General features: G+C 51.5%; 14 protein-coding genes and 1 pseudogene. 2 read left to right on the top strand and 13 right to left on the bottom strand.

Features of this window, described 5'->3' with window-relative positions; genetic code table 11:
* Nucleotides 1-19 precede the first annotated feature (19 nt).
* A complete protein-coding gene (locus tag FE783_RS20870; RefSeq protein ID WP_138881322.1) occupies nt 20-1,435 on the bottom strand; it encodes a hypothetical protein in 1,416 nt (471 codons plus the stop codon).
* Between the two features lie 754 nt (nt 1,436-2,189).
* Between FE783_RS20870 and FE783_RS20865 the strand changes: the two genes are divergently transcribed.
* The gene (locus FE783_RS20865) at nt 2,190-3,116 is read left to right on the top strand and encodes an AraC family transcriptional regulator (RefSeq protein ID WP_158301945.1); all 927 of its coding nucleotides are present in this window, start codon (nt 2,190-2,192) and stop codon (nt 3,114-3,116) included.
* A 331-nt stretch (nt 3,117-3,447) separates the two neighbouring features.
* Here FE783_RS20865 and FE783_RS20855 read toward each other — a convergent pair.
* From FE783_RS20855 to FE783_RS20810, 10 genes and pseudogenes are all read right to left on the bottom strand, one after another.
* Nucleotides 3,448-3,807: pseudogene (locus FE783_RS20855) on the bottom strand (GNAT family N-acetyltransferase); the annotation flags it as partial.
* Nucleotides 3,808-4,379: 572 nt separating this feature from the next.
* Entirely contained in the window at nt 4,380-5,456 is a 1,077-nt protein-coding gene (locus FE783_RS20850) for a Gfo/Idh/MocA family protein (RefSeq protein ID WP_138881320.1), read from the bottom strand.
* Between the two features lie 295 nt (nt 5,457-5,751).
* Nucleotides 5,752-7,287: an extracellular solute-binding protein gene (locus tag FE783_RS20845; protein WP_138881319.1), complete on the bottom strand. Its 1,536-nt coding sequence runs from the start codon at nt 7,285-7,287 to the stop codon at nt 5,752-5,754.
* 107 nt (nt 7,288-7,394) lie between these two features.
* The gene (locus FE783_RS20840; protein ID WP_138881318.1) at nt 7,395-8,273 is read right to left on the bottom strand and encodes a carbohydrate ABC transporter permease; all 879 of its coding nucleotides are present in this window, start codon (nt 8,271-8,273) and stop codon (nt 7,395-7,397) included.
* Nucleotides 8,274-8,285: 12 nt separating this feature from the next.
* Nucleotides 8,286-9,194: an ABC transporter permease gene (locus tag FE783_RS20835; RefSeq protein WP_202916226.1), complete on the bottom strand. Its 909-nt coding sequence runs from the start codon at nt 9,192-9,194 to the stop codon at nt 8,286-8,288.
* Nucleotides 9,195-9,428: 234 nt separating this feature from the next.
* Entirely contained in the window at nt 9,429-11,285 is a 1,857-nt protein-coding gene (locus FE783_RS20830) for a cache domain-containing sensor histidine kinase (protein ID WP_138881316.1), read from the bottom strand.
* Between the two features lie 17 nt (nt 11,286-11,302).
* Nucleotides 11,303-12,997 carry a response regulator gene (locus FE783_RS20825; protein WP_138881315.1) on the bottom strand — a complete coding sequence of 565 codons (1,695 nt, stop codon included), beginning with the start codon at nt 12,995-12,997 and terminating at the stop codon, nt 11,303-11,305.
* 227 nt (nt 12,998-13,224) lie between these two features.
* A complete protein-coding gene (locus tag FE783_RS20820) occupies nt 13,225-14,772 on the bottom strand; it encodes an FAD-dependent oxidoreductase (RefSeq protein WP_138881314.1) in 1,548 nt (515 codons plus the stop codon).
* Between the two features lie 33 nt (nt 14,773-14,805).
* Nucleotides 14,806-15,828: a hypothetical protein gene (locus tag FE783_RS20815; protein WP_138881313.1), complete on the bottom strand. Its 1,023-nt coding sequence runs from the start codon at nt 15,826-15,828 to the stop codon at nt 14,806-14,808.
* Nucleotides 15,755-16,015, bottom strand: a complete 261-nt coding sequence (locus FE783_RS20810; RefSeq protein ID WP_138881312.1) for a hypothetical protein — start codon at nt 16,013-16,015, stop codon at nt 15,755-15,757. The genes FE783_RS20815 and FE783_RS20810 overlap by 74 nt, the downstream gene beginning before the upstream one ends.
* A 565-nt stretch (nt 16,016-16,580) precedes the next feature.
* Between FE783_RS20810 and FE783_RS20805 the strand changes: the two genes are divergently transcribed.
* Complete coding sequence (locus tag FE783_RS20805; protein WP_138881311.1) at nt 16,581-19,421, top strand: helix-turn-helix domain-containing protein; 2,841 nt, start codon at nt 16,581-16,583, stop codon at nt 19,419-19,421.
* 136 nt (nt 19,422-19,557) lie between these two features.
* Here FE783_RS20805 and FE783_RS20800 read toward each other — a convergent pair whose 3' ends face one another.
* Both FE783_RS20800 and FE783_RS20795 read right to left on the bottom strand, forming a co-directional pair.
* Nucleotides 19,558-20,400 carry a sugar phosphate isomerase/epimerase family protein gene (locus FE783_RS20800; RefSeq protein WP_138881310.1) on the bottom strand — a complete coding sequence of 281 codons (843 nt, stop codon included), beginning with the start codon at nt 20,398-20,400 and terminating at the stop codon, nt 19,558-19,560.
* Nucleotides 20,401-20,567: 167 nt separating this feature from the next.
* Nucleotides 20,568-23,579, bottom strand: a complete 3,012-nt coding sequence (locus FE783_RS20795) for an S-layer homology domain-containing protein (protein ID WP_138881309.1) — start codon at nt 23,577-23,579, stop codon at nt 20,568-20,570.
* Nucleotides 23,580-23,598 lie beyond the last annotated feature (19 nt).

The raw sequence follows: 23,598 nt of genomic DNA, 5'->3' as shown, positions 1-23,598 counted from the left end.
TGTCCCGCTTGCAAAGTTCTTAAGAAGCGCCCGCTATCCGCATGGCGAACAGATCGGCATCTTGAAGCACGAAGCGAAAACGAACGGTTTGCCCCCGCCAAGCGGATAGATCGGCAGTCGTCCGCCATTGTACGGCTTCCGCCAAATTGTCTCCGTAAAGCGCTTCCATATCGCTCAGCGCCAGTCCTTCGATCAGTTGTCCGAATTCATCCTGCACTTCCACCTGGATCGATCCGGCAGCGGCAGTCGAGTAATTCAGCAGCAGCCGATCTCCTTCCAGTACGATGGGGCGGGTCAACATTTCTCCCGGCTCATACCCGGCCGATACGGATGCGAATCCGTGCTTGCGCACAGCCAGTCGACGCAATCGATTGTCATCCCACCTGTAATGCTCGCTGACGTAGAACGAAAACTCTTCAGGGCTTGTCTCGATGCATCCGTATGCTACCATATTGCTTCTTTCGGTCCAGTTGCGATCGTCTCTTCCTGGCCGAAGCCAAGCTTCCATAAACGTGCGGTTCCAGTGTACGCCGTCCCTGCTTGTCATGAAGCAGGTATCGCTGACGCCGCCGTACGGATGCTCCGCGATTTTTTTCCGTGCCGGAACGAATCGTTTCGGAAAAGCCAAGTAAAGGTGCTCTGCGCCGGGACAAGGAATTGTTGCGTTCGTATAAAACTGCTCCATCGGTACGTCCTCGGCATACTGGTTCGGCCGCTGCTCGCCCCAATCGATGAAATTATCCGATGAGCAGCTCTGGATCGCGCGATACTTGCCGCTGTCGAAGTAACGGTTATAGCAGCGATAAATGCCGGTTGATGCATCCCAGAACACGACATTCTGCGAATCGAATCCGCCGCTCGGCATGTTCAGCGGGACTTTCATCTGCTTCCAGCGGATGCCGTCTGATGAGGTCAAGCCATACAGCGTTCCGTCGTTTTGGCTCGGGTCCGCGGTACCCGTTCCGCCAACGCCTTTGTAGATTTCGTCGGCTTTCGCCCAAGGCGAGCGATCGAGGAACGGGGTGAAATTGTGGGCGAGCGCCCCCTCGAACAGGATGTTGTTGTGGCTGGAGCCTTGAAATTCGCATAATCCCAACTCCGGTCGCACAAAATGAATGCCGTCTTCGCTTTCGGTGTAACAGACCCGTTGGTCATCGCTCACGTCCGATGCTTCCGGCGGGATGTACCCGCGATAGTACAGGCGGACTTTGCTCCCGTCCTGCAGCACTGTAAAATAAGTGCACAGGGGACCTTCCCACGGTTGATCGAGAACGAGCACGACTTCCTTCCGCTCCGGCCGGTTCAGCTTCAACCGAGTCCCGCACATCCGTTCGATCAGCCAATCGTCGATAAACATTTCGATGCGGGAGCCGATGGTGACCGGCGACCTCCCAACTGGGTTTGCCTTGAGGTGTAACTGGTGTGATAGGTTCATCTTTGACCCCCTTGCTTACTTGGGTACCTCGTTCCATACTTCCCAATTCCCTTGGTGTATGCAGCTATTGTAAGACGGATCATCCTGACCGAACAATGATCAGCATGGACGCTTTTACTCGAATGATGACCGAAAAGCATAGCCCGACCGTTTTTGCCGGCAGTAAAAACCAAAAACCTTTGAACCCCGCTTTGTCGGATTCAAAGGTTTCACACTCAGCCTTCTATGCTCAAATCTCGTCCGTTCAACTACAAACAATCCCTCAAACATTGAAATATTGTGTCGTGACCTTGCTGTTTAAAGTGGATCGCACGATAAAATCAACCGGATAGATCGGTTCCACTGTACCACAATTTCCGGATAGTGCGTTCCGCATCGGCAAGGATCAATCGATGCTCAGCCGCCAAACTGCGCAGCGTGGCGTTATATTCGTCAAAACGGTGAGGAAACTCAATGTCTTGCCTTGGGCTGCCATACCTTTAGCGTTCACCTTTTGCCGCCGCAATTGGTCATACGGCTTCGTCTCCGCTTTCAACTTCGATCTGACCGGTAATCATGCGGTCTTCTCCCCCTATAACGGCTCCCTTGTGACTCGAATTAATGGAGTCTCTGCCACTCCCCCGGACAATGATCCGTACAGACGCTTTTATTCGAATGACGACTGAAAAGCATAGCACTACCGCCTTTACGACCTATGAGAAAGATGATAAACTTTGGGCAAATCCAAAACGGATGTACGGTCAGGGGTGATTGCATGAACATCCTCATGCCTGACGAGCACGAGGGGAGCCTGGTATTCCCGGAACAATTCGAACTCAAGGCGGAACTGGGCACGATACGGCTTCGCGTTTTTCTCGATTCCGGATTTTTTAACACCAACAGCGATGTACCTGTATTAAACCATAACCACGCCTCGTACGAAGTACAGTTCGTTCATAAAGGAACCGTCGCGCTGTGCACGGAAAATGGCGATTACGCCATACAGGGCGGCAGCTTCTGCCTTATTCCTCCGGGCATGTACCATTCCCAAAAACGAGCGGAGTCGAGGGAAGCAGTGCACAAATCGTGCTTTACTTTCCGCTACGACGTCTTATCTATCCCCAAGCCCGATTATCCGACTGTCGAGACCAGTGAACTGCTATACGCCTTGGCGAATGTCCCGTTCTTCATAGCCGAAAGCAGTCGGGAAATCGAAGCATGGATTGTCGCGGCAAAGGAAGAGTTCCAAAGCCGGCCCGTTGGCTATTTTGCAAAGCTGCAAAGCCTGTTCACCCAGCTAATTCTGGAAGTCATACGCTCTTCGCCCCGAATCCGGTCCGCGCCTCGCCGCGAACTATCGAGTCAACCTACGGCCGACAGCAGGATCGGCATTATCGAATGCTTTTTTTCGGAGCATTTCAGCCGCCCTTTGCGGGAGAGCGATCTGGCCAGCCGGCTGTATGTCAGCCAACGCCAGCTCAACCGCATCCTGCACGATCTATACGGCATGTCGTTCCGGCAGAAGCTGTTGTGCACCCGAATGAAGGTAGCGATGGACTTGCTAAAAAATACGGAGCTTTCCGTTAAAGATATCGCTTCAAATGTCGGTTATCCATTCGCTGAAAATTTCCATGCCCATTTCAAAAAACATGCAAACATGACACCTAGTTCCTTCCGCGCCCGGTCAAAGTGCGCTTTCTAACGGTGTTCCTGTAGTACCCTTTACCGCTTTCGCAAAGCGATAAACCAGGAGAGGAAAGATCCGACACGATGACAAGCAGGTCGGTCGAACAACATCGCAGCGAAAGCCCCAACTCCGTTCGCTGCGTGATCATTACCGTATCGGATACCAGGACGCAAGAGACTGACCGGAGCGGGAGATACCAAGCTGTACGCCTGCTTCATGTGCCTTACTCTCCCCTACATATGTATCAAAAAGTGCTTGAATTGCAATATTCCTAACGCAGCGTGGAAACAGGCAAACCCGCATACCGGATTCGCCTGTTTCCTTTTTTTGCGTCATGTCTGCGTTTAATCGGCATCAGTGCAACAGTATCTTTCAGTTGCAAATTTGCAATCATTTCGTTCCAAGCTTTAGGTTTGTTCGACAGGACAGCAAAATATCTTTTCAAAAAGTTTACAATAAGCTCCGTTGGCAGTTCATTCAAATGACCGCTCACCTGAAGGAAACAAAGGTCGAGTCCCGTCACAGCTTCTCCATCATTGTTCCAAGATGGATGAACATAAGGGAAATCGAGACGCTTGTAACCAAGATGTGACAAAACCTCACGACGAACATACGGATCCATTGGTTTTACCCCGCCAAATTCATGGTGCTCAACCTTGTACGGGTCATAGATCTCGGCAAACATGCCGTACAACTGCTTTCCGTTGTCCTTGGTGTGATGTTTCACCAATAATTATAAAACAGTGACTATAAATCGCGCTGCTCCGCTAGTGTTGTTTCATAATTTGTTCAATCAACTTAAATAACATTGATATTTAGGCGGTATGTTTCAAAATAAAATGAAGGTAATAGATCCATTATTCGAGACAACATTCACACGCCGTATAATTATTCAATAAATATTCCTAGCCCCCTGCTCATAGCGGAAATAAGCATTCACTATAACCCATAAGTTTACCGGTCATGTTTTGGCGATGGGTTGTTCGGATACGTTCAATGATAATATTAGAGATGAGTTGCCGACGGCTTAAGACATTGCCAACAATTCACTTCAACTGTTCGATCCAGGACCGATCCCGCCACTGGTCGACTTTATCATACGTAAAATCGAATACGGAGGAGCTCCCCCTCGAAATTTGAATCTACGGGGAGCTTATTGTTCGTGATTCCTGCGGCAAGCCCCGGTCCTCTACGTAAGGCCGTTATTGACTAAGTCTTTACGCTTTACCATCGCGGATCGGCTTCATCCGTTTGTACGGAATCAGGACGACTGTATATCTATATCGTGCTGTCTTCCTGCAAGACGATTTCCCGTCGTGCATCCGAGGAATCATATATAGCCTGTATGATTTGTGACGTCACAATAACGGAATCGATATTGTTCGTTGACCGTTCGCCTGTTCGCACACAGGTAAGGAAATTGTCGATTTCGTTCTGAAACATATCTTCTGAGCGATATATCGGCATCGTTTCCAGCAGTGCGCCGTCTTTCGCGCTGTACACAACAAAGTCTTTGCCGTACTGCAGGCGAACCCCTGCTTTGTCACCGATAAAATCGATGTATGATTCTTCGACGCCGATGTTTTGCGCCCATGCGCCATGGAGCGTAATGGTCGGTCCATCGGTCCTGATCAATGCCGTTACGGAGTCTTCGACATCATACGTCCCGTCCCTTATAGACGGTCCGGCCCACATATGGACATAGGCATAGTCGGCGATGTCTTTGCCCAGCCTGCTGAACGTTTGACCGGAAACGGTCAGTGGACGCGGATCGCCCGTGCAATACAGGACAAGGTCCAGATAGTGGACTCCTCTGTCGATCATCGTACCACCGCCGGCAATCGCCTTCGTCGTAAACGCCCCGCCAAGTCCTGGAATGGAACGATGCGTCCGAAAGCTCGCATATACGTGATACAGCTCGCCAAGATCGCCGCCCTCGATCATCGTTTTGATCCGGTTCACACCGGTATGAAACCGGTTGACGACCCCGATATGGAGCAACTTCCCGGTCTCTTGCTGGGCGCGCTGCATCTCCAGCGCTTCGGCATACGTGCGTGCAGCTGGCTTTTCACAAAGCACATGCTTACCCGCACGCAAGCAGTCGATCGTAATCAGGGCGTGTACGTTATTTGGAGTACAGACTGAGACTGCCTCGACGTCCGGATCATCCAATATGGTCCGGTAGTCCGCGACAGCGATGCCGCAGCCGAAATCGCGAACCGCCTTCTCGGCGCGTTCCTTTTGGGTGTCGCAAAAATATTTGATCTCTGCATGCGGATTGGCCATATACGCCTTGATATGTTGACTTCTGGCAATCGTTCCGCAGCCGATTACGGCAACTTGAACCGATTTCATTGCAGGTCCTCCTTCTTTCCTTTTCGAATGTGTGCTGGCAGAAATACGGGCCTTTTAGTCGATGACTTGGCTACTTTGATCGTCAAACCTCCCGAAGCAATGCGCTGACGCCTGACTTGACTCGGTTCCACCGGATTCTTTCATCTGACAAGAATGTTTCATAGCTACCGCCGAAATATCTTTGCTCACGACATGATAGTTTCTATATCGAACCGCGCAAACCCGAGGGGGCGTATATGCTGCCTCATAATTCCCACCGCACGCCGCCCCTCCTCGCATGCTTGTGCCGAAGCGATTACTTCTTCAACGTGGCGTACCAGTCGTTGACTTCCTTATAGCTGGCATCTCCCCCCGCAGCTTTATATTTCGCGATGAACGCATCCAGGTTCGAGATCGGCTCGGCGCCTGCGATGAACTTGACCGTTTGGTCGTTCAGCATTGCATTTAGTGATTCGTTATTTTTGGCGTAAACCGCCAAATAAGGGCTCATGCCGATCGGGTCCGGTATGCGCGTATTGGCGGGCTCCTGGATATTCAAGAAGGCATAGGCATCGAACAAGCGTTGATCCTTGCGGACGCGGGCTTGCCAGTAGGACGGATAGTTTTTCTCGTCCGAACCAGACATGAAGTTATTCGCGACGTTACGCTCATCGGTAAAAATCGGCAATATGGGCGTATAGGCGCCGTTCTTGTACGTAAAGTGCTTGTTTTCCTCGCCGATCGTCATCAAGCGGAACGTATCCGGCTCCAGCTTGGCGTTGATCCACTTAATCGCATCCTCCGGATGCTTCGCCGCTTTCGGGATAAAGGTAAGGCGGTCGAATCCGGTTGGCACCGGCAACCCCATCTTGCCTTGCGGTCCTTTCATTGCCGGTATATACGCCATTTTGGCTCCCGGCACATTTTTCGCCAGTGCATCCGCCAGCGCAGGCACGCTGCCCCAGTCGACCGGCATGACGCCTACTTTGCCGCTTGTGAATTTCTCGCTTACAGTCGCATACTTGTTCACGACGAACTCCTTGTCCAGCAAACCTTGCTTGAATAGATCATTCATATAGACGAGAAAATCCTTGTAGCTCGGATCCAATGCGCGCGGGAGGAGTTTGCCGCCCACATCGTTCCAGGTGCTTGACAATCCGAATGCACCTGCAAGATTGACTTCAATAGGGCTGTTTCCCCAAATGGAGAACGGAATGTTCTTATCCTTGTTGCCGCCGGGGTCCTGCTCCTTGAATGCCTTCAATACGTTAACGAACTCTTCGGTCGTCGTGGGCATCTTGAGCCCCAGCTTGTCAAGCCAGTCCTGGCGAATCATAAACGAGCTCGCTACATTGCTAAGCGTTTTGCTCGGAATGGCATATATTTTGCCGTCAATCTTGACCGCATCCAGCGACTCTTGCGAAATTGCCGCTTTAATATTCGGGCCGTACTTATCGATCAGCGGCCCCAAATCCACCAGCGCTCCCCGCTTGGCATAATCGGAGTACATCGCTTTGTACGTACTCACTCCCGACGTAGTGATCGCATCGTACGACTCGGAGGAGGCGATCAGAAGATTCAGTTTCTCTTGCGGGTTATCCTGCGGAAGCATGTCGTACTGCACCTTGTAACCGGTGCGCTCCTCCAGCAGCTTGGCTACCGGATACCTGTTATAGTCGTCCTTCATCCATCCCTGCAAAGTCCGCAGCTCTGGCTTTGGAGCGGATGCCTCCGAACCGGGCGCGCCGCTGCTTTTCGGCTCTTGATCCGAATTTCCTCCGCACGCCACCAGCGAAATGGCCAGCGCTCCCGTTACCGAAATTCCCACGGTCTGTCTGAAAAGCTTCTTCAAATTGAACCCCTCCCCAATTATCTTGAAACTGTTCCTTCCTTATTTCATTAATCCTCATCGACTTTCCGCAATAAGGAATTAATGCCCTCCCTGGCGGTACGCTAACGCTAGCCCTTCACGGACCCGATCAGCACACCTTTGATAAAATATTTTTGCAAAAGCGGATACACAATCAAGATCGGGATCGTAGATGCAATGACTGTGGCGGACCGGACATTGTCCGGAGACAGATTCATCAATTCATCCGCCGTGCGATCAATCCCCGCCGTAGCGGACGCCGCGTTCAAAACGATATCCCGCAAATAAAGCTGCAGCGGCTTGAGCGACGGGCTGTTGATGTAAATCATGGCGTTGAAAAATTCGTTCCAGTACCCGACGGCATAAAATAATGCGATTGTGGCCAGCACCGGGCCGCAAAGCGGCAGCAGGATGCGGAACAATATGGTGAGGGTCCGGGCCCCATCGATTCGGGCGGACTCCTCGAGACTTTCCGGAAGCCCCTCAAAGTAGCTTTTGATTACGAGCAGATTGAAAACGCTTATAAGAGACGGCAAAATGAGCGCCCACAAGCTATCGATGAGTCCGAGACTGCGGATCAGCAAGTAGTTGGGGATGATGCCCCCTCCGAACAGCATCGTGAACACAAACAGCAGCATAATGAATTTGATGCCGGGCAAGTGCCGCTTGGACAGCGGATACGCCGAGATCGCCGTAAGAAGCAGGGAAAGCAAAGTTCCGACTACGGTAATGTATATGGATACCGAAAAGGAGCGAAGGAACTCGTACGACGTAATGACGAACTTCATCGTCTCAAATTGAAAGCCGACAGGGAACACCCCTACCTTGCCCGAGACTACCGCCCACTCCTCGCTGACCGACTTGGACAGCACATTGAGGAACGGGAGCAGCGTAGCGAATGCCATCAGCACGAGTGTGCCGTATACGACCGCATCCAGGCCGATATCTCGAATCGTACGTCTCTTCATCGTATGGACCTCCTACCAGATGCTTCGTCTTACAAATTTTTTGCTCATGAAATTGCCCAGCATAATGAGCAGGAACGCAACAACTGAGTTGAAGAGGCCGACGGCGGTGGAGAAGCTGTAATCCATTTTGCCTAATCCGATCCGGTACACATACGTACCGATGACGTCGCCCGTCTCGTACACGACCGGGTTGTACATCGTCAAAATTTGCTCGGTATCCGCTTCAAGCAAATGTCCGATACGAAGAATCAGCATCAGCACAATCGTCGGGGCAATGCCCGGCAGCGTAATATAGATCATCTTCTGAATTCGGCTGGCTCCGTCGATGGAAGCCGCTTCATACTGATCCTGGTCAATGCTGGCAATCGCGGCAAGAAAAATGATGGCGTTCCAGCCGGCTTCCTTCCACCCTGAAGCGAATACGAGCGTTCCGCGGAAAAAGTCGTTGTCGATCAGGAAAGAGATCGGTTGACCGCCCATCCATTTGATCGCCTCATTCACGATTCCGCCCGAAGGCGACAAAATGTTGATGAACAAGCCGGATATAATGACCCAAGACAAGAAGTGCGGCAAGTATACAATCGTTTGCATCGTTCGCTTGAACCACATTCTGCCGACTTCATTCAACATCAGCGAGAGGATGATCGGAACCGGAAACAGCAGGACGATCTTGTAAAAACTGATGATAAGCGTGTTTCTGAACACTTGCATAAATTCGTCGGAATGCATCAGCTTGCGAAAATTGTCGAGCCCTACCCAGCTGCTTCCGGCAATCCCGTCGAAAATGTTAAAATCCTGAAATGCGATCACAATCCCGTACATCGGCGTATAGCGGAATAAGATAAGAAACGCGAGTCCCGGAATCAGTAAAGCATACATATCCAGATTGTTGCGAAACAACTTCCATTTGTAGGTTCGCATTTCTTTTCTTCGAGCCCGAGAACGCGAATCTATTAGCTCCGTGGACAGACTGCTCATTGCGTGACCCCCATTTTCAGTTCGACACATGCTGTTGTGTGTACATTTAGTATAATGGGCGAACACGGGTTTGCTGTAGGAGACAAAGCTTCAATCTCTGGTCGATTTCTATAAACCTTTCTCCGAGAAGTGCCGGAAGCGAAAAAAGAGAACCTTCCGGTTCTCAATCGCCAACTGCTATTCATTTGAACCGAACGGCGGGAACGATGGCTTTGCGATCAGATCGAGCCGGATGTGCACCGCCACAGATGTGCCTTCGCCCAAACGAGACGTAATGCGCAAACCCGAAGCTTCCCCGGCGTACAGTTTGATCCGTTCGTTCACGTTGTACAAGCCATAAGAGCTTCCCGAGCCTTCCGCACGCGCCATCGTTTGAGGCTCGACAAGCAGCCGCTGTGCGTGCTCCTCCTCCATCCCGATACCGTTGTCGGACACTTCGAGAATTAGCTCATTCCCTGAAAGATAGGCTCGTATCAGGATCGTACCGAACTTGTTCTTCATCTTGTGAATGCCATGTAGAAGGGCGTTTTCCACAATGGGCTGGATAGTCAGCTTGGGAACTGTGTACTCGAGCACATCCGGCTCCGGCTCAATCCGGTATTCGAACGAATTCAGAAAGCGGCTTTTCTGAATATCGAGATACACTTGAGCCAAGTTCAGCTCATCCGCCACGCTCATCACATCCCGGCCTTTATTCAGACTTAAGCGGAAATATTTCGCCAGAGCGTCGATCATCTCGCTAATATCATGTTTGCCGTGACCGATGGCAATCCAGTTGATCGTGTCAAGCGTGTTGTACAAAAAATGAGGATTAATTTGCGCTTGCAGCGCGCGAAGCTGCGCCTCCCTCTCCAACACTTGGGCTTTGTAGGTTTGCTCCATCAAAGAACGTATCCGGCGCATCAGCATGTCGACGCTTCGCTCCAGCATCATGAAGTTCCCCTCCGGCATCGACTGCGGTTCGTCGAGCCGTTCGATCCCTTCCGTGCGGATGACGCGAATCACTTGCTGTAAGCGGCGATTCATGCTGCGAACGATCAAGGCCAGCAGAGCGAAAACGAGTGCCAGGAACAGCGTGAACACGCCTGCTAGCGTGGCAATCCCGGCCGTTTTCTTCAGCTTGATCTTCTCGGAAATATCGGCAGCAGGCACTTGCACGACCACTTTCCAGCCGGCCGGCTGAATGGCTGAGTACATCGCATATTCGTATTTGTTGTTCAGATGTATTTTCACTTTGCCTTCCTCGCCCGGTTGTATGGCCGAGCGGACTTTTTCTTCCAGCAGAGACCCGATTCGCGATTTGTCGGCATGCGCCACAACCGTCCCGTCACGGTCCACAATGAAGACGTTGCCGGGTTTAGTCAGATCGATATCGGATAAAATATCCGTTACCAGCTTTTCCGAGACGTCGATCACCAGCACCGCCGCCACTTTGCCGAATTGCTCGGTATCATGCAGCATTCTTGCGCTTGACATAATATAGACTTCGCCGCTGCCGATATAATCCTGCTTGTAAATACCGGTCCAGACGATCGCCCCGTTCGCGTTCAGCACGTCGTCGTAATACGGCCAGTTCTTCAAAGTATCCAGCGAGAAAAAGTTAAACCGCTCCTCCGCGAGCATTGTTGTGTTCTTGACAAACAATCGCAATCTGAAGACATCCGTATTCGTCTGGACCGTCTCCACGAAATATCGCAAATCCTTTAATATATCAAGCTGCCACTCGATGCTCGGAACGCCATCCTCCTTTAAAAACTGATGCAGCATCGGATTTATCGAAGCGGCATTGCCGATGTCACGGATGTGCCCGAGCCGGTAGGACAAATTGTTGCTCGCCTGCTTCACGGTCTGCAGCATTGAATTGGACACTTCTTCTTCCAGAATCGAAGCTGTACGCTGGGAGTAGGCGTACACCAATACGATGGAGGGCAGGACGATCAGCAGCGTAAAGGTAATCAACCAGCTCCGGGGAATACCGAAGCGACGGGTTTGCAGCCTGGCGTAGCCCACCGCACGACGAACGAAATCAATCATACGAATCACCGCCGCTTTCAGATATTCCTCGTTTCTCGATAGACGCTTGGAGTAAGCCCGGTTACCTTTTTGAACAGTTTGCTGAAATAGCTGGGATCGGCATAACCTACCGCATAACAGATGTCGTATAGTTTGTAGGCTGGATTCGCCAGCAGCTCCTTCGCTTTTTCCATGCGGTATAACGTCAACCACTCATTCACGGTCCGGCCCGTCTCCTGCTTGAACAGCAAGCTGATATACGTATCGGTCAAATACACCTCGCGGCCGATCTCCGATACGGTGAGCTTGTTATCGGCATAACGGCGCTCTATAATTTCCCTTACCCGCTCCACAATATTGCTTGCCCGGCCGCTGCGCCGTTCCCTGATCTTGCCGCACACCTCTTGCAGGTACGCCTCCAGCAGCTGCCGCAGCTCATCTATCGTCTCCTGCTTGAACAGTTCTTCCCACAACCACGACTCCCGGCGCTCCAGCTCCTCGTCCGCCAAATTGAGCTCCAGCATGAGCTGTCCCGCCAAGAGCACGATTTGCAAAATGACGTTGCGGCTGTATTTCAGCCCGCCCCTACGCTGCCTTGCCAGACGACCCATCAGCTCGTCCAGCGCCGATCCAAGCTGATCGGAATCGCCTCCTTTCAACAAGGAAATCAGTTTGCCGCTCTCGGACGAATCGAATCGGTGCGAACGTTCAACGAACGTCTCCTGCTTGTCCAGATTGAGGCTGTCCATCGTTAAAATCTGATTTTGCCCCAAATACCACTTGCCGGCCGCCGCTTCTCTCGCTTGCTCGTAAGAGCCGGCCAGCATATCCAAACTGGAGACACGGTCGCCGATCCCGATCGTGACGCTGATCCGAAGAAAGCGCTGCAAATGATCACGCAGCTGAGTCGCCAGCTCGAACAGCAGTTCCTCCGGATCATCGGATCGGTTCGGCTCCGAACCGGCGCTCGCCAGTCCGGCCCCGATCGAACAGGAATGCTCCTGATTCGTGTATACAATCCCGACAAACTCGTCGCTTCGATGTTCGAACACGCTGCCCTGCAAATATTGACACACCACTTCTTGACAAACGTTCTGAATCGCGTAGCAAAATATTTGCAAATCCCGTTCCGAATACTTCTCCACAATATCGGTAAACCGGTCGACCGATACAACGATGACCCAGTATGCGGCGTTGTAAGGCAAGACGAGGCCGAGAAAATCCAGCCGCTCCTGTATCCGCTCCCCCCGGGAAGCCCCGTTCAGGATCAGCGACAGGAGAAATTTCTCGCGCAGGAGCGGCATGCTTTCTTGCAGCTTGGCCTGCATCTGCTGCGTCATCCGGCGCTCCGTCTGCTCCTCCTCCAGCTCGGCGACAACTCGTGCGATGACTGTCCGCAGCTCTTGCAGATTGACCGGCTTGAAAATATAATCGACCGCGCTCACCTTCATCGCGGATTTCAAATAGTCGGAGTCGTCGTGCCCGCTCACGAACACAATTTTCATATTAGGAAAACGCTTCCGAATTTCCTTTGAAAGCGAAATTCCGTCCACATTCGGCATCCGTACATCCGTCAGCACGATATCGGGTTTTAGCCGTTCCACGGCTTCCAGCCCGGTATCCCCGTCGTCCGCCTCGCCGGCGAACTTAATATCGAATTGCCCCCAGTCCACATAGTTGCGCAGCCCGAGCCGGACCGCCGGTTCATCGTCCACGACCAGAAGCTTGTACATCCAGCAGCCCTCCTCCCATGCCCTTCTTTAACAGTATAACGACTTCAAGGATAGACCAGGTATATGACAGAACCATCATTTCTGGTGCATATCTATAGTAAACTCTATCTTTTATTAGGGCAACGACGCTCTGAAACATCTATTCCGAGAACGGAACAGTCTGCCGATTCCGGCAGACTGTTGTCATGACGCCTTCATATCCCATTACACAGATTCGGCTTCATACTTCAAACTTCCAAAACTTGACCGTCCCGAAGCAATCGCTCCCTCAGATGTGAATAGCTTACCTCCTGCCCGGCAATTCCCGCTTCCAGCGCCATCGCCGCCGCCGTAGCAGCCGACTGGCCGAGAATCATGAACACAGGCTCCATCCGGATCGACCCGTAAGCGATATGGGAGGAGGACAAGCATACCGGAACGAACAAATTGGCGCATTCCTCTCTTCTTGGCACGATGGAACGGTACGAGATCGGGTAAGGCCCGGGGATTGGAATTTCAACGTTACCTTCATTTACGCAAAACCCTTCGAGCACAAGACGTCGGCAGTTATGGGAATCCATCGTGTAGGAAGCCATTCCAATAGAATCCTCCGCCGTCTCCAGCCCGCGGCAATACCGTTCGTTCATCACCACTTCGGCGATCATGCGCCGCCCTTCCCGTACGTACAACTGGTGCGGCCAGTTGGCGGTCGATTCAAATTCGTCGGCGGCCAGCCCCAATTGCTGCCGGACTTCACGCAAATCCCGCGGGACACTTTCATCGTTGGCAATAAAATAAAGCAAGCCCATATTGTAGTTCACATGGCTCTGGAAAATGCGTTCCCGCGTCGCATAATCGCCTTCCGGCCAATCGAAGTTCGCGCCGATATGATCCGCGCTGAAAGCGCCGAAATTGTTCGTATCCGTCTTCTCGTTCGGGATTTTGTAAAACTTCCGCGGAAAATCCCATACGCCGGCCCGAATATAACGGGCAAGTAAGGCAAACTGCTGCGGGTCGTATCCCGGCGGCATCGGGATCGGAATCCGGTTTTCCGGTACGGGGGTCAGGCAGATGCGGAAATTGTACGCCTGGATCGAGCGGTCGCCTTGTCCCTGCGTACCCGGTACGATGTCCATAATCCCGGGAAGAAGACCGCTATCGGGTTTCCCCTCGATCACATAGGGGTCAATCGCCGCATTGAACATATGGTGGTGCGATCCGAATTGAATGCCGTTGCGCGTTTCGCGATAAACGGAGTTGGACTCCCTGCCAACATGATACGATACCCCTGCACGTGCCATCAGATCGCCCTCGTAGGTGGCGTCGATGAACATCCCGGCACGGAATACATTCCCGTTCTCCATCACGATCTTCGTAATTTTACCGGAATGCGTTTCTACGCTGGCTAAATGCTGCTCGAAGTATACGGGGACTTCCGCTCTGTCCAACCATTCCTGGAAAACAAGCCGTGCGGCATGCGGTTCGAAGTGCCATACGGCGCCATCTTCTTTATCCGTACGATAGTAGCTTCCCAAATCCCGGTAAAATTGCCGAGCCAATCCTCCGATCGCCGTTTTATGGCCAAAATCAGTATTTCCCAGACCGCTCCCAGTCATTCCGCCGATATGTTTGCCGAATTCGGTAATGACGGCGCGAAGCCCCATCCGGCTTGCCTGAACCGCTGCTGCGATCCCTGCGGGGGTCGCTCCATAGATGCACAGATCCGCCTCTACAAGCAGCGGGTTTTCGCTCATCTTGCTCGGAGCGTAATAGATCAGGTTACTAAAATCAGTCATCGGTTTTCTCTCCCTCTGTCTTTGGTGCCGGATTCAGTTTCCCGAATGTCTGGCCCGCCTCAAATTCGGCAAATCTCCGAGTCTCAGCAGACCCGGCAGCACAAACTCACTTATTCCTTTCGATTCATAAAACATTGAGCGAACCCATGATCCAACCGACTCCCATTCCTCCTCGACGGTCAGTCTGGAAGCATACTGAGACTCGATCGCACACGCCAGTTCCGCATATATGCTGTACCGCCCTTTTGCGTAAATGGATATACGATCGGGATCGACGTTTTCCAGCTTGCGGGCGAACACCAAGGCTCGAAGCACATCGTAGACGCGAATAGCCGCTATGCTGTCTCCCAGCCAAAATAAATCCATATTGAGCTTGTGAAGTGTACCGAATGTATCATGCAGCCCTTTCGGGTTGATCGCGTTCGGCGAAAGCGCCCCTGTTCCGGTCAGATCGAGCACGAGTACAGCGGCGCCGCGAGAAATTTGACCGCGAATCCAATCCAGGCAAGGCTGCAGCTGCGTCGTGCCTCCTTCCCAGATCCCTATCGAAAGTTCGGAGCACGTACTGTCCGTCGTACTGAACAAAAATCCGTGGCTGAACAATCCGGGCTGCGACCACCATATGCTGCTCTGAATATCCAGCCCATCCCATTTTCCCAATTTCTTATGCCGGGGATTCAGCTCGCACACGAATCGGCGATTGCACACTTGCTCCCGCAGCCAGGAGGCCGTCCGGGATTGAACCGTTCTCTCCGGCAGGCGGGAGCGCTCTTCCTCGAGCAAGCTCAACCGGCTGCTGTTTTCGTCGTACACGCCTCGGTTCGTGGCAAAATCGCCGCGCACTTGTCCGCTTGCCGTACACCACACTTCACTTCCTTCCTCGACGACGAGCCCGTCAAGCCCGATATGCCGATCTTCGCTGAGCAAATGGCGGGAGAAAAACGCCGCAGCCGCCTGTGCCAATGGAAGTGTATACATATGCTCAGCTTCGTCTTCGAACAGCAGCAAATCTTCGCCGCGGCCGTACATCTGCCAAAACCGTTTGCACCGTTCCACCGTCCGCCGCGTTCCCTCGATCTTGCGCCTGTCCTGCGAACAGATACGACTCCCGGTTCATGATGAAGGTGCCCGGTGCGGCGGCGGCAATACGCGGCTCGAACAAAACAGCGAGCGATGCTTGGGTACCCCCGCCGGAGTTGCCGATAATGCCGATTCTTGCCGGATCAACCTCCGGGCGGGACATATTTCTGAATTTCCTGTCCGGCCTGTTTCTCCAGCGCCGCAGCGCCGTCCGCCACTACGAGAACTGCACGCGACTGTCCGTTCGTCGGCCAGCGTTACGTTTGGCGCGGTTAAAAGCCGTGAAGCAGAACTTGGCTTGTCCCCGTCGAGCTCAAAATCGAATAGGGACTGCCCCGTCGAGCTCCAGCTACTGTTCTCATCCCCTGCATCCATCCCAGTGCCGGCAAACGCGGTAGAGGTTATCGTAACAAATAGCAGAAAACATAGTAATACCGTCATCCATTTGGCGTTCTTCCGATTCAATGCGGTTCACACCTTTCACCTATTATTTCCGCGGATCATGGATGAATAAAATCGGTTGTTTTTTCGCTTGCTGTATCACGCCCTTTCACGAACACCTCGCATTTCCACCCCAGTATAAAAAACAGGGGCGACCGAGTACATGCCGCTTCATAACGTCACTTGTGTTTTTATAACGATTTTTTCATGTCATCTCATGACAGATTAATGACCACTTCAATTTGTTATGTTACGATTGGCGTAACATTGGATGGAGGGGCAAGGAAATGGAACGTTGCTCGGAATCAAATATTCAGTTCGATTTTGGCAATAGAGGCAAGATGAGGGTACATTCGGTTGAAGATGGCTGCTTTCGGATTCGTTTGGATCAAACGGGACGTTTCGCGGAAACGCCTCTTGTTCGCCAAGGCATTTTGCAATTCCCCGAAAGCAGTGATCGCCATGTGATCCACCATATACCTGGTGAGCGCATAACGGTCATGTCCGGGCAAGTTCAATTGGAAATTGATTCGGCGGATGGCTCATTTCGCATAATCAAGCAGGATGGTGAAGAGATCGTTCGTTCTGCCGGAGGGCCGCAGGTTGGGGAACCCGGTTTCGGCGTTCATTTTTCCCTCCTGGAAGACGAGGCGTTTTACGGATTGGGCAATACTGCCCCGGAATCGATTCAGAGACGCGGCTTAAAAGCGACGATTCGGGTGGAAGATAATTTGTGGGCTAGCGCACCGATTCCTTTTCTGATGAGCAGTCGAGGTTGGGCGGTACTTATGAATACGGCTCTGCCTCATACGTTCGATATCGGCAACGAACGCCGCGATAGGCTGAGCATCGAAGGAGCAGAAGGTGAACTTGACTTTTTTCTATTTACAGGGGGAAGCTTCGCGGAATTGCTGGAGAAATATACGAATGTTTCCGGGAAGCCTCAGCTTCTGCCGATCTGGATGTATGGCCTCAACTTCATCTCTCGGGAACAAGCCGACGCCCGGGAAGTGCTAGATGACGCGATCAAGTTTCGTCACACAAGCTTACCATGCGATCTGATCAGTCTTGGCAAGGATTGGCTGGAGGACGATGCGTCAAGCGCCAAACAGTGGAGCCGTAGCCGTGTTACCGATGTTTTAAGACAAGAAAACAAACAAATTACGATTATCGGAATATTGCGGAGGCAAGGCTTCAAAATTGGGGTTACCCTTAGTCTCGACTGCGATCCGACTTTGACCGCCTGTTACGACCTTCTGCACAAACTTGTGGAAGACGGCGTATCCGCCTTTGCTGTATCCTACAAAAGTCCGCTGGGCATGTGCCCTGACAAAATATGGCAGAACGGGATGCATAGCCGGGAGTTGCAGAACTTGTTCCCGCTACTTTTTGCCAAACATTTGGCGAAGGGATTCAGCAATCAAACAAATGCTCGGCCTGTTATCCAAATTGAGCGAGGCTATACGGGCATGCAGCAATTTATAACGACTACGACAGGTGTTTTTGAAAATAATCATAAAGCGATCGTTGCTTTATTAAATTATGGATTGGCTGGACAGACCAATGTATCGACAAACATGCGTGTAACGTCGCGAGAAGGGATTCATTCCGGCTTCTTGCTGCCTTGGTCCCGTGTTAACAGCTTCGGACATTTTCAGCATCCGGACTTTCTTGAGCCGCCTTTGCGACGATTGTTTCAAACTTATGCGAGAGTAAGATACCGTTTGCTGCCGTATCTGTACTCCACTGCCTATACGGCAACGCGTACCGGAATGCCAATCGCACGCGCCATGCCCTTGGCCTTCCCTACTGACCCGGCATGTCGGGATTTAAGTCAGCAGTATATGTTAGGCGATTTTCTACTTGTAGCCGTTTTTACTAACAAGGTCTACTTACCGGAAGGGCAATGGATCGATTATTGGAACGGCAATCGCTACAAGGGTTTGCAAAGTATCGAATATGAGATTCCCGATGGAGCCGGAGGGCCGCTATTCCTCCGCGCCGGGACGATCATTCCGATGTGGCCGCAGATGGATCATACTGGGCAAATCGAGGTGCAAACAATCAGCTGGCATATATATCCTCATGGACGAAGCGAATTTACTTTATACGAAGATGACGGCGCAACCCTTCACTATCAGGAGGGGAAAATTGCGGTCACTCATATGAAATGCGAAACCCAACTTGGGCATACGTCTATTCAGATATCGCGTCGTTCCGGGTCATACGCCGATATGCCGATCACCCGCGACCATGAATTGATCGTTCATATGGAAATAAAACCGGAATCAGTAACAATGAACGGAAATTGGCTACCCGACTTGACAAAACGGGCCAAAACCGTTCCGCATCGGGGATGGCGGTACGACCGACTTACCGGAACAGTCCTTATTAAAGTTGCAGAAGCCGATACAAACGAAAGGTCCACAGAAATAGAATTCACTTATTTGGCGAAACCAGCTTCCACTTTCCGGCATAACTCTTCTGCCAACTATAGGAAAGGTAACGATTTTTGGAAGGTTTTGAAAGAAGCTTTGTCGTCGTTGGAGTCTTCGGTCACTATGAGTGCGCTGGAAAAATGGTGGTCAGCCGACAATAAAAATAATTCATGGTTTTTAAATTGGATGAATGCCAGCCACATTATGATCCACCATATCGAGCGAAACGGTTGGACTGCTGAAGATGTGTTCGGCGAAGCGAAAAACAAGCTTTTTGTAGCGCCGGAACTGGATTCGCCGGAAAAAGCACTTCAACTGCTGCTGCAAATGGCAAACCAGATCGTCTACTACGGAAAACAGCGTCAAACTGTTAAGCACCCTGCCGTTCGTGAAATCGTATCGATCATCGAACAGGAGCTTGATGGCGATTTATCGCTTAGCAGCATGGCCGAACGGTTTGCCATGCATCCGTCTCATCTAAGCCGTCTGTTCAAAAGTGAAACAGGACAAGCATACTCCGACTACGTCATGGCCAAGCGGATGAGCCGGGCGCGCATGTACCTCGAGGAAGGTTTGAATGTACACGAGGCTGCCGGCATGAATGGCTTCAAAGATCCCGCCAATTTTTCCAAAGCGTTTAGCAAGTTTTGGGGCGTACCGCCCATCGAGTTCAAAAAGAAAAAGTTGTGATCGTGGATATCGAATTGAAATCCGTGTACTCCCCATTATCAAACTAAAACCAAAAAGATGGTTGAAACCGGATTCATCTACGTGAAAAAGCCTCTAAAACCAAAGGTCGTAGAGGCTCCGTGTCCTTTTCTATATTTCAAAACCCGTAATCAACAATATGATCAAGCAATTGTTCCAGTTGAATTCGCGATTCGGCAATCCGCTGGTCGATGAGTTCCGGATCGGATGGTCCGTCAACACGCTCTACAAGGACATAACCATTTCCGCCAGTACATTTATTCCAGGTGTTGAATATCGATCGGAAATCGACATCTCCTGTTCCCGGAATGGGAAAATCGAGGTTTCCTCTCATTCCGCGATGATCTTTGGCAATGATGGAATGCGTTTTGTGTGCGATATTTGGAAAATCTGCCGCCGCATCGATTCCCTCATAAAACTGTACATTGCCGGCATCATAGCAAGCCTGTATGATCGGTGAGCCGATCTGATCTATCGTCTCCTTGATTTCCTTCGAAGTAGCGGTATTCCCGGTATAAGGCTTCAAAGTTATGACGATGCCCAATTCTTCCGCCTTCTCTGCTATTTTCTTGTAATGTTCGACAAATTTGCGATTGTTTTGTTCGTATTGTTGCAATGGAAGAAGCTCATCCGGATATTTCTTGTAGTTTGTGGTTCCTCCTGTTAAAACTTCCTTGATTCCCAGTGCCTTCGCCGTTTCCAGCCGCCGGTAAGCCCGCTCGAGGGGTTGGTCGAATTTGAACTGTTTATTACAGATCAACATCACGGGTGTCAATTCATACTTGTCCAGCAACTCGCGCAACGTTCCGACCGCCATGTCGTCATCTTCGTCAGGCACTTCCATTCCCGCATGAGGCAATCCGAAGGACACATAAGAATATCCGGCGCGAGAAATCCCTTCAAACGCCCTTTCAATCGAGTAACTCATATAGGGAAGAGACATACAAACTATTTTGCTCATTGATTTATATAAGTCCTTTCTACAAGTTATTTCTCATTGGTGATATCTTCTATCCTAATCTCATTCGAAATGTCGTCCATCGCGATCTCGGCCCGCATCGATGATACGTAATCACCGACGTATTTTTCCAAACGCTGATCGCATACGCCACGTCATCCGGACCTCACCTATTTCGTCAACTTGACGTACGTCGAAGCGGACTTGCCGCCGGATGCTGCCGTAAGCGCGAAATAATGGACTCCGGGTGCAAGCTGATCGGAAATGGTAAGATCTCCTCTCCTGCTGTCAGCATTGGAAACGTTAATGAGACCGGCGTCGGCGGGATCGGCAGTCTCAACCGTGTAAATTACGCCCGTAATGTTATAGTAATCGTGAATATTGGCGCCGCTGTATATAACGCCATACTGGTCGACAAGCGACAAGCCCATAAGCTGCCATGCTTTGTAGCCAGGGGTTATGTCGGCAAACCGCATGGATTTGAAGGCTGACGCAGTCGCTTTGCCGATGACCGGCTGTTCGGCTTTCACTTCCACATCTACCTGGGCAACCTTGGTTCCACCTCCGAGCGTCCGATAGGCGACGGCCATTGTGGCCTTGCCCGGCGTGTAGCCGATAACGTAACCCGTTCCGCCGGCGGGGCTTGACGATTTGCCTTGGGCAACGGAGTATACGCTGCTAGTTACAGAGACGATACCGCTGTTCACTAATGCGACAGAATCGCCGGAGCTGTCCTTCGCCGAAACTGTTATCGGCTTGTCCATCATTCCTCCATCAATCGTCGCTTGGGCTGTAGTCAGCACTTGACTATCTCTCGTGGCATACATGGCAGTCGGTTTGGAAACGGTATAGGTAAAATCGCCTTCCGAGCCATTGATGTAAACGATCGATCTCGCGGATGACGCGATCACAGTCGGATTACCGCCTTCCACTCTCTTGCGGATTGTGGCGATATAGTCCAGTTTTTCTCCGCTGCCTGCTCCATTTGCGGCAACGCCAAAAACGATAGCCTTGTTGAAGTTCCTGACATCCTCCCCCTCATAAATAGTCGGTAAGGACTTCGTGGTATACACGACTCCGTCGTACCTCGTTGCTTTCAAATCGTTGTCCCCTTGGCCACTGGTGCCGTCCGCCCCTTTGTATTCCACGTACACATCATACGTAACCGATCTGCCCTGTTCCCGAACCGCAGGAAGTTTATCGAGCTGCTTGCCGTACTGGTCGAGAACGACCATTTGGAATGCGGCGGTACCGCCGACCGTTTTTGGAGCGTTCAGCGTCACAACGCTGATTTTGCTTGGAATACGCACCTGCTGAATCGGCAGTTGCAGCGTAGTGAAGCTGTTGTTGCCCGTCTTCGAAATCAAGTTCGCGTTCAGTATGGCGCTCATTCCCGCCCGTGCCCCTTCGGCAGCCCCTGCAATATGCAGTTGACCTTTATACGGTCCGTACTTCACAAGGGTGACTTGCCCATTTTTACCGGGGCCTTTGACAGAGCTTGCCGAAATATTGATTTTACGGTAGTTCTCGTCCTGGACCAATTCGTCAGGCGTCAATTCATTGCCCGACTCGTCAAAGCCTGTGAGTGGCACAAAAATGTCTTTCTCCTCGGCTTCGTACAAGGAATCGGACGGCGCGCCGAACTGGATTTTTGCGACCTGCTTCCCGGAGCTGATACTCAGATTAGTCGCTGCGATTGCTCCCTCGATCTGCGCCCTAACCGCTACGTCTTCTGTTTTTACGGCACGGCCTATGAGAGAAATTTTCAGCTCTCCAACATTGTCGTTATTGAAATCTCCATATTCCCACCTACATGTATCCGAGTACGGAGCAATGAGTACGTTTACCAGCCAGTTATCCGGATATCTGCTGTCGTATCCTGCCGCATTGCCATATTGATCGTACAGCGTTACCGGAATCGTCGCCGCTTCTCCGACGACCGAAAGTGTCCTTTTGTCGGTTGGATATTTCACAGCGCCCAGCTCCATCTTCTGGATGATCGGCTCGAAGCCAAGCGTGTAGTTTCGTTCGATCGCGACTCGGGAAGCGTTTTCATAAAGAAAAATCGGAATGACCGTACTGTTTGGGAAAACCGGGCTGCCGTCCAGTGTCGTTGAAGTATTGATCGAGATCGAGAAATTGCCGTTTGCATCCTTCTTCACCGTGCTGGCAAAGTTCGGCGTTGTAACCGTAAAATCGGTCGGATTGAAAGATGTGTCCTCGCCATATTGGTTGAGCGCTTTGAAGGGAATATTCGCCCCTCTTGTCTTCGCAACCGTGTCGCTCGCAGCCGAGAACTCCAACTTCTTGACACTTTCGTTCTCCGCTCTGAACGATGCGGAGGCCTTACCGATCAAGCCGGCATTCAGTCCGCCAAGCGTTACGATGTAATCCCCTTCGTTGATTTTGGCGTCTTTTACGGTCAGCGTCGCCGTTTTTTTGTCGTCAGACCATATCGTCGCCGCAGAATCAAGGGCAATGTTAAGTGCGCCTTTTGTCAAGGTAAACGAAGCTTTTGTAGTATCAACATCGCGATCGAGCGTTACCGTTACTTTCTTGATGCCGGATACTATTGCTACTTGAACCGAAACGGCAGCCGGTTTGTTTTGCCCGTCGAGAACACCCTTGGCCGCATAAGAAGCTTCTGCCAGCTCGGCGCGGGTGGCAGGCTTCGCGAAGTCGGCTTTTTCGCCGAGGAGGCCGTTAGCGATAGCCGTTGCCACATATCCTTTAGCCCAGTCCGAAACGTTACCTCCGACGGTTCCGCTGTGGTTAGGCTGCAGACCGAGTCCGCGAACGATTACGGCAGCCAGCTGCTCGAGGGTAACATCGCCTGAAGGAGCGAATACGCTGTCGGCAACGCCATCCATCAACAGCGGGCTTGTTTGGGTTACCGCTTGGATGAATCCAGCGGACCAGCGGTCAGAAGCAACGTCAGTAAAGCTCGTGCCGGACTGTTCCTTCAGCCCTTTCAATTTAACGAGGATTTTAGCTAATTGCTCCCGGGACACGTTCGCATCAAGCTCGGCCCCATTGCCGGTTCCGTCTTTATCGAAGATGCCAGCTTCGATCAAAGTTTCCAGCTTTTTTGCAGTCGTAAGCGGCTCGGCCGCGAATGCAATCGATGCCCACATGGAGGTTAGCATGGCGGTTGAGACGAGTACGGGCAAGCTTTTTTTCATTTTTTTCTCCTCCTTGAAG

Origin of the sequence: Paenibacillus mesophilus (genome assembly GCF_005938385.1) — a bacterium.
GTDB classification, from domain to species: domain Bacteria; phylum Bacillota; class Bacilli; order Paenibacillales; family NBRC-103111; genus Paenibacillus_AB; species Paenibacillus_AB mesophilus.
Note: the sequence above shows the minus strand (reverse complement) of the source record. Positions and strands in the feature narration are given on the sequence as shown.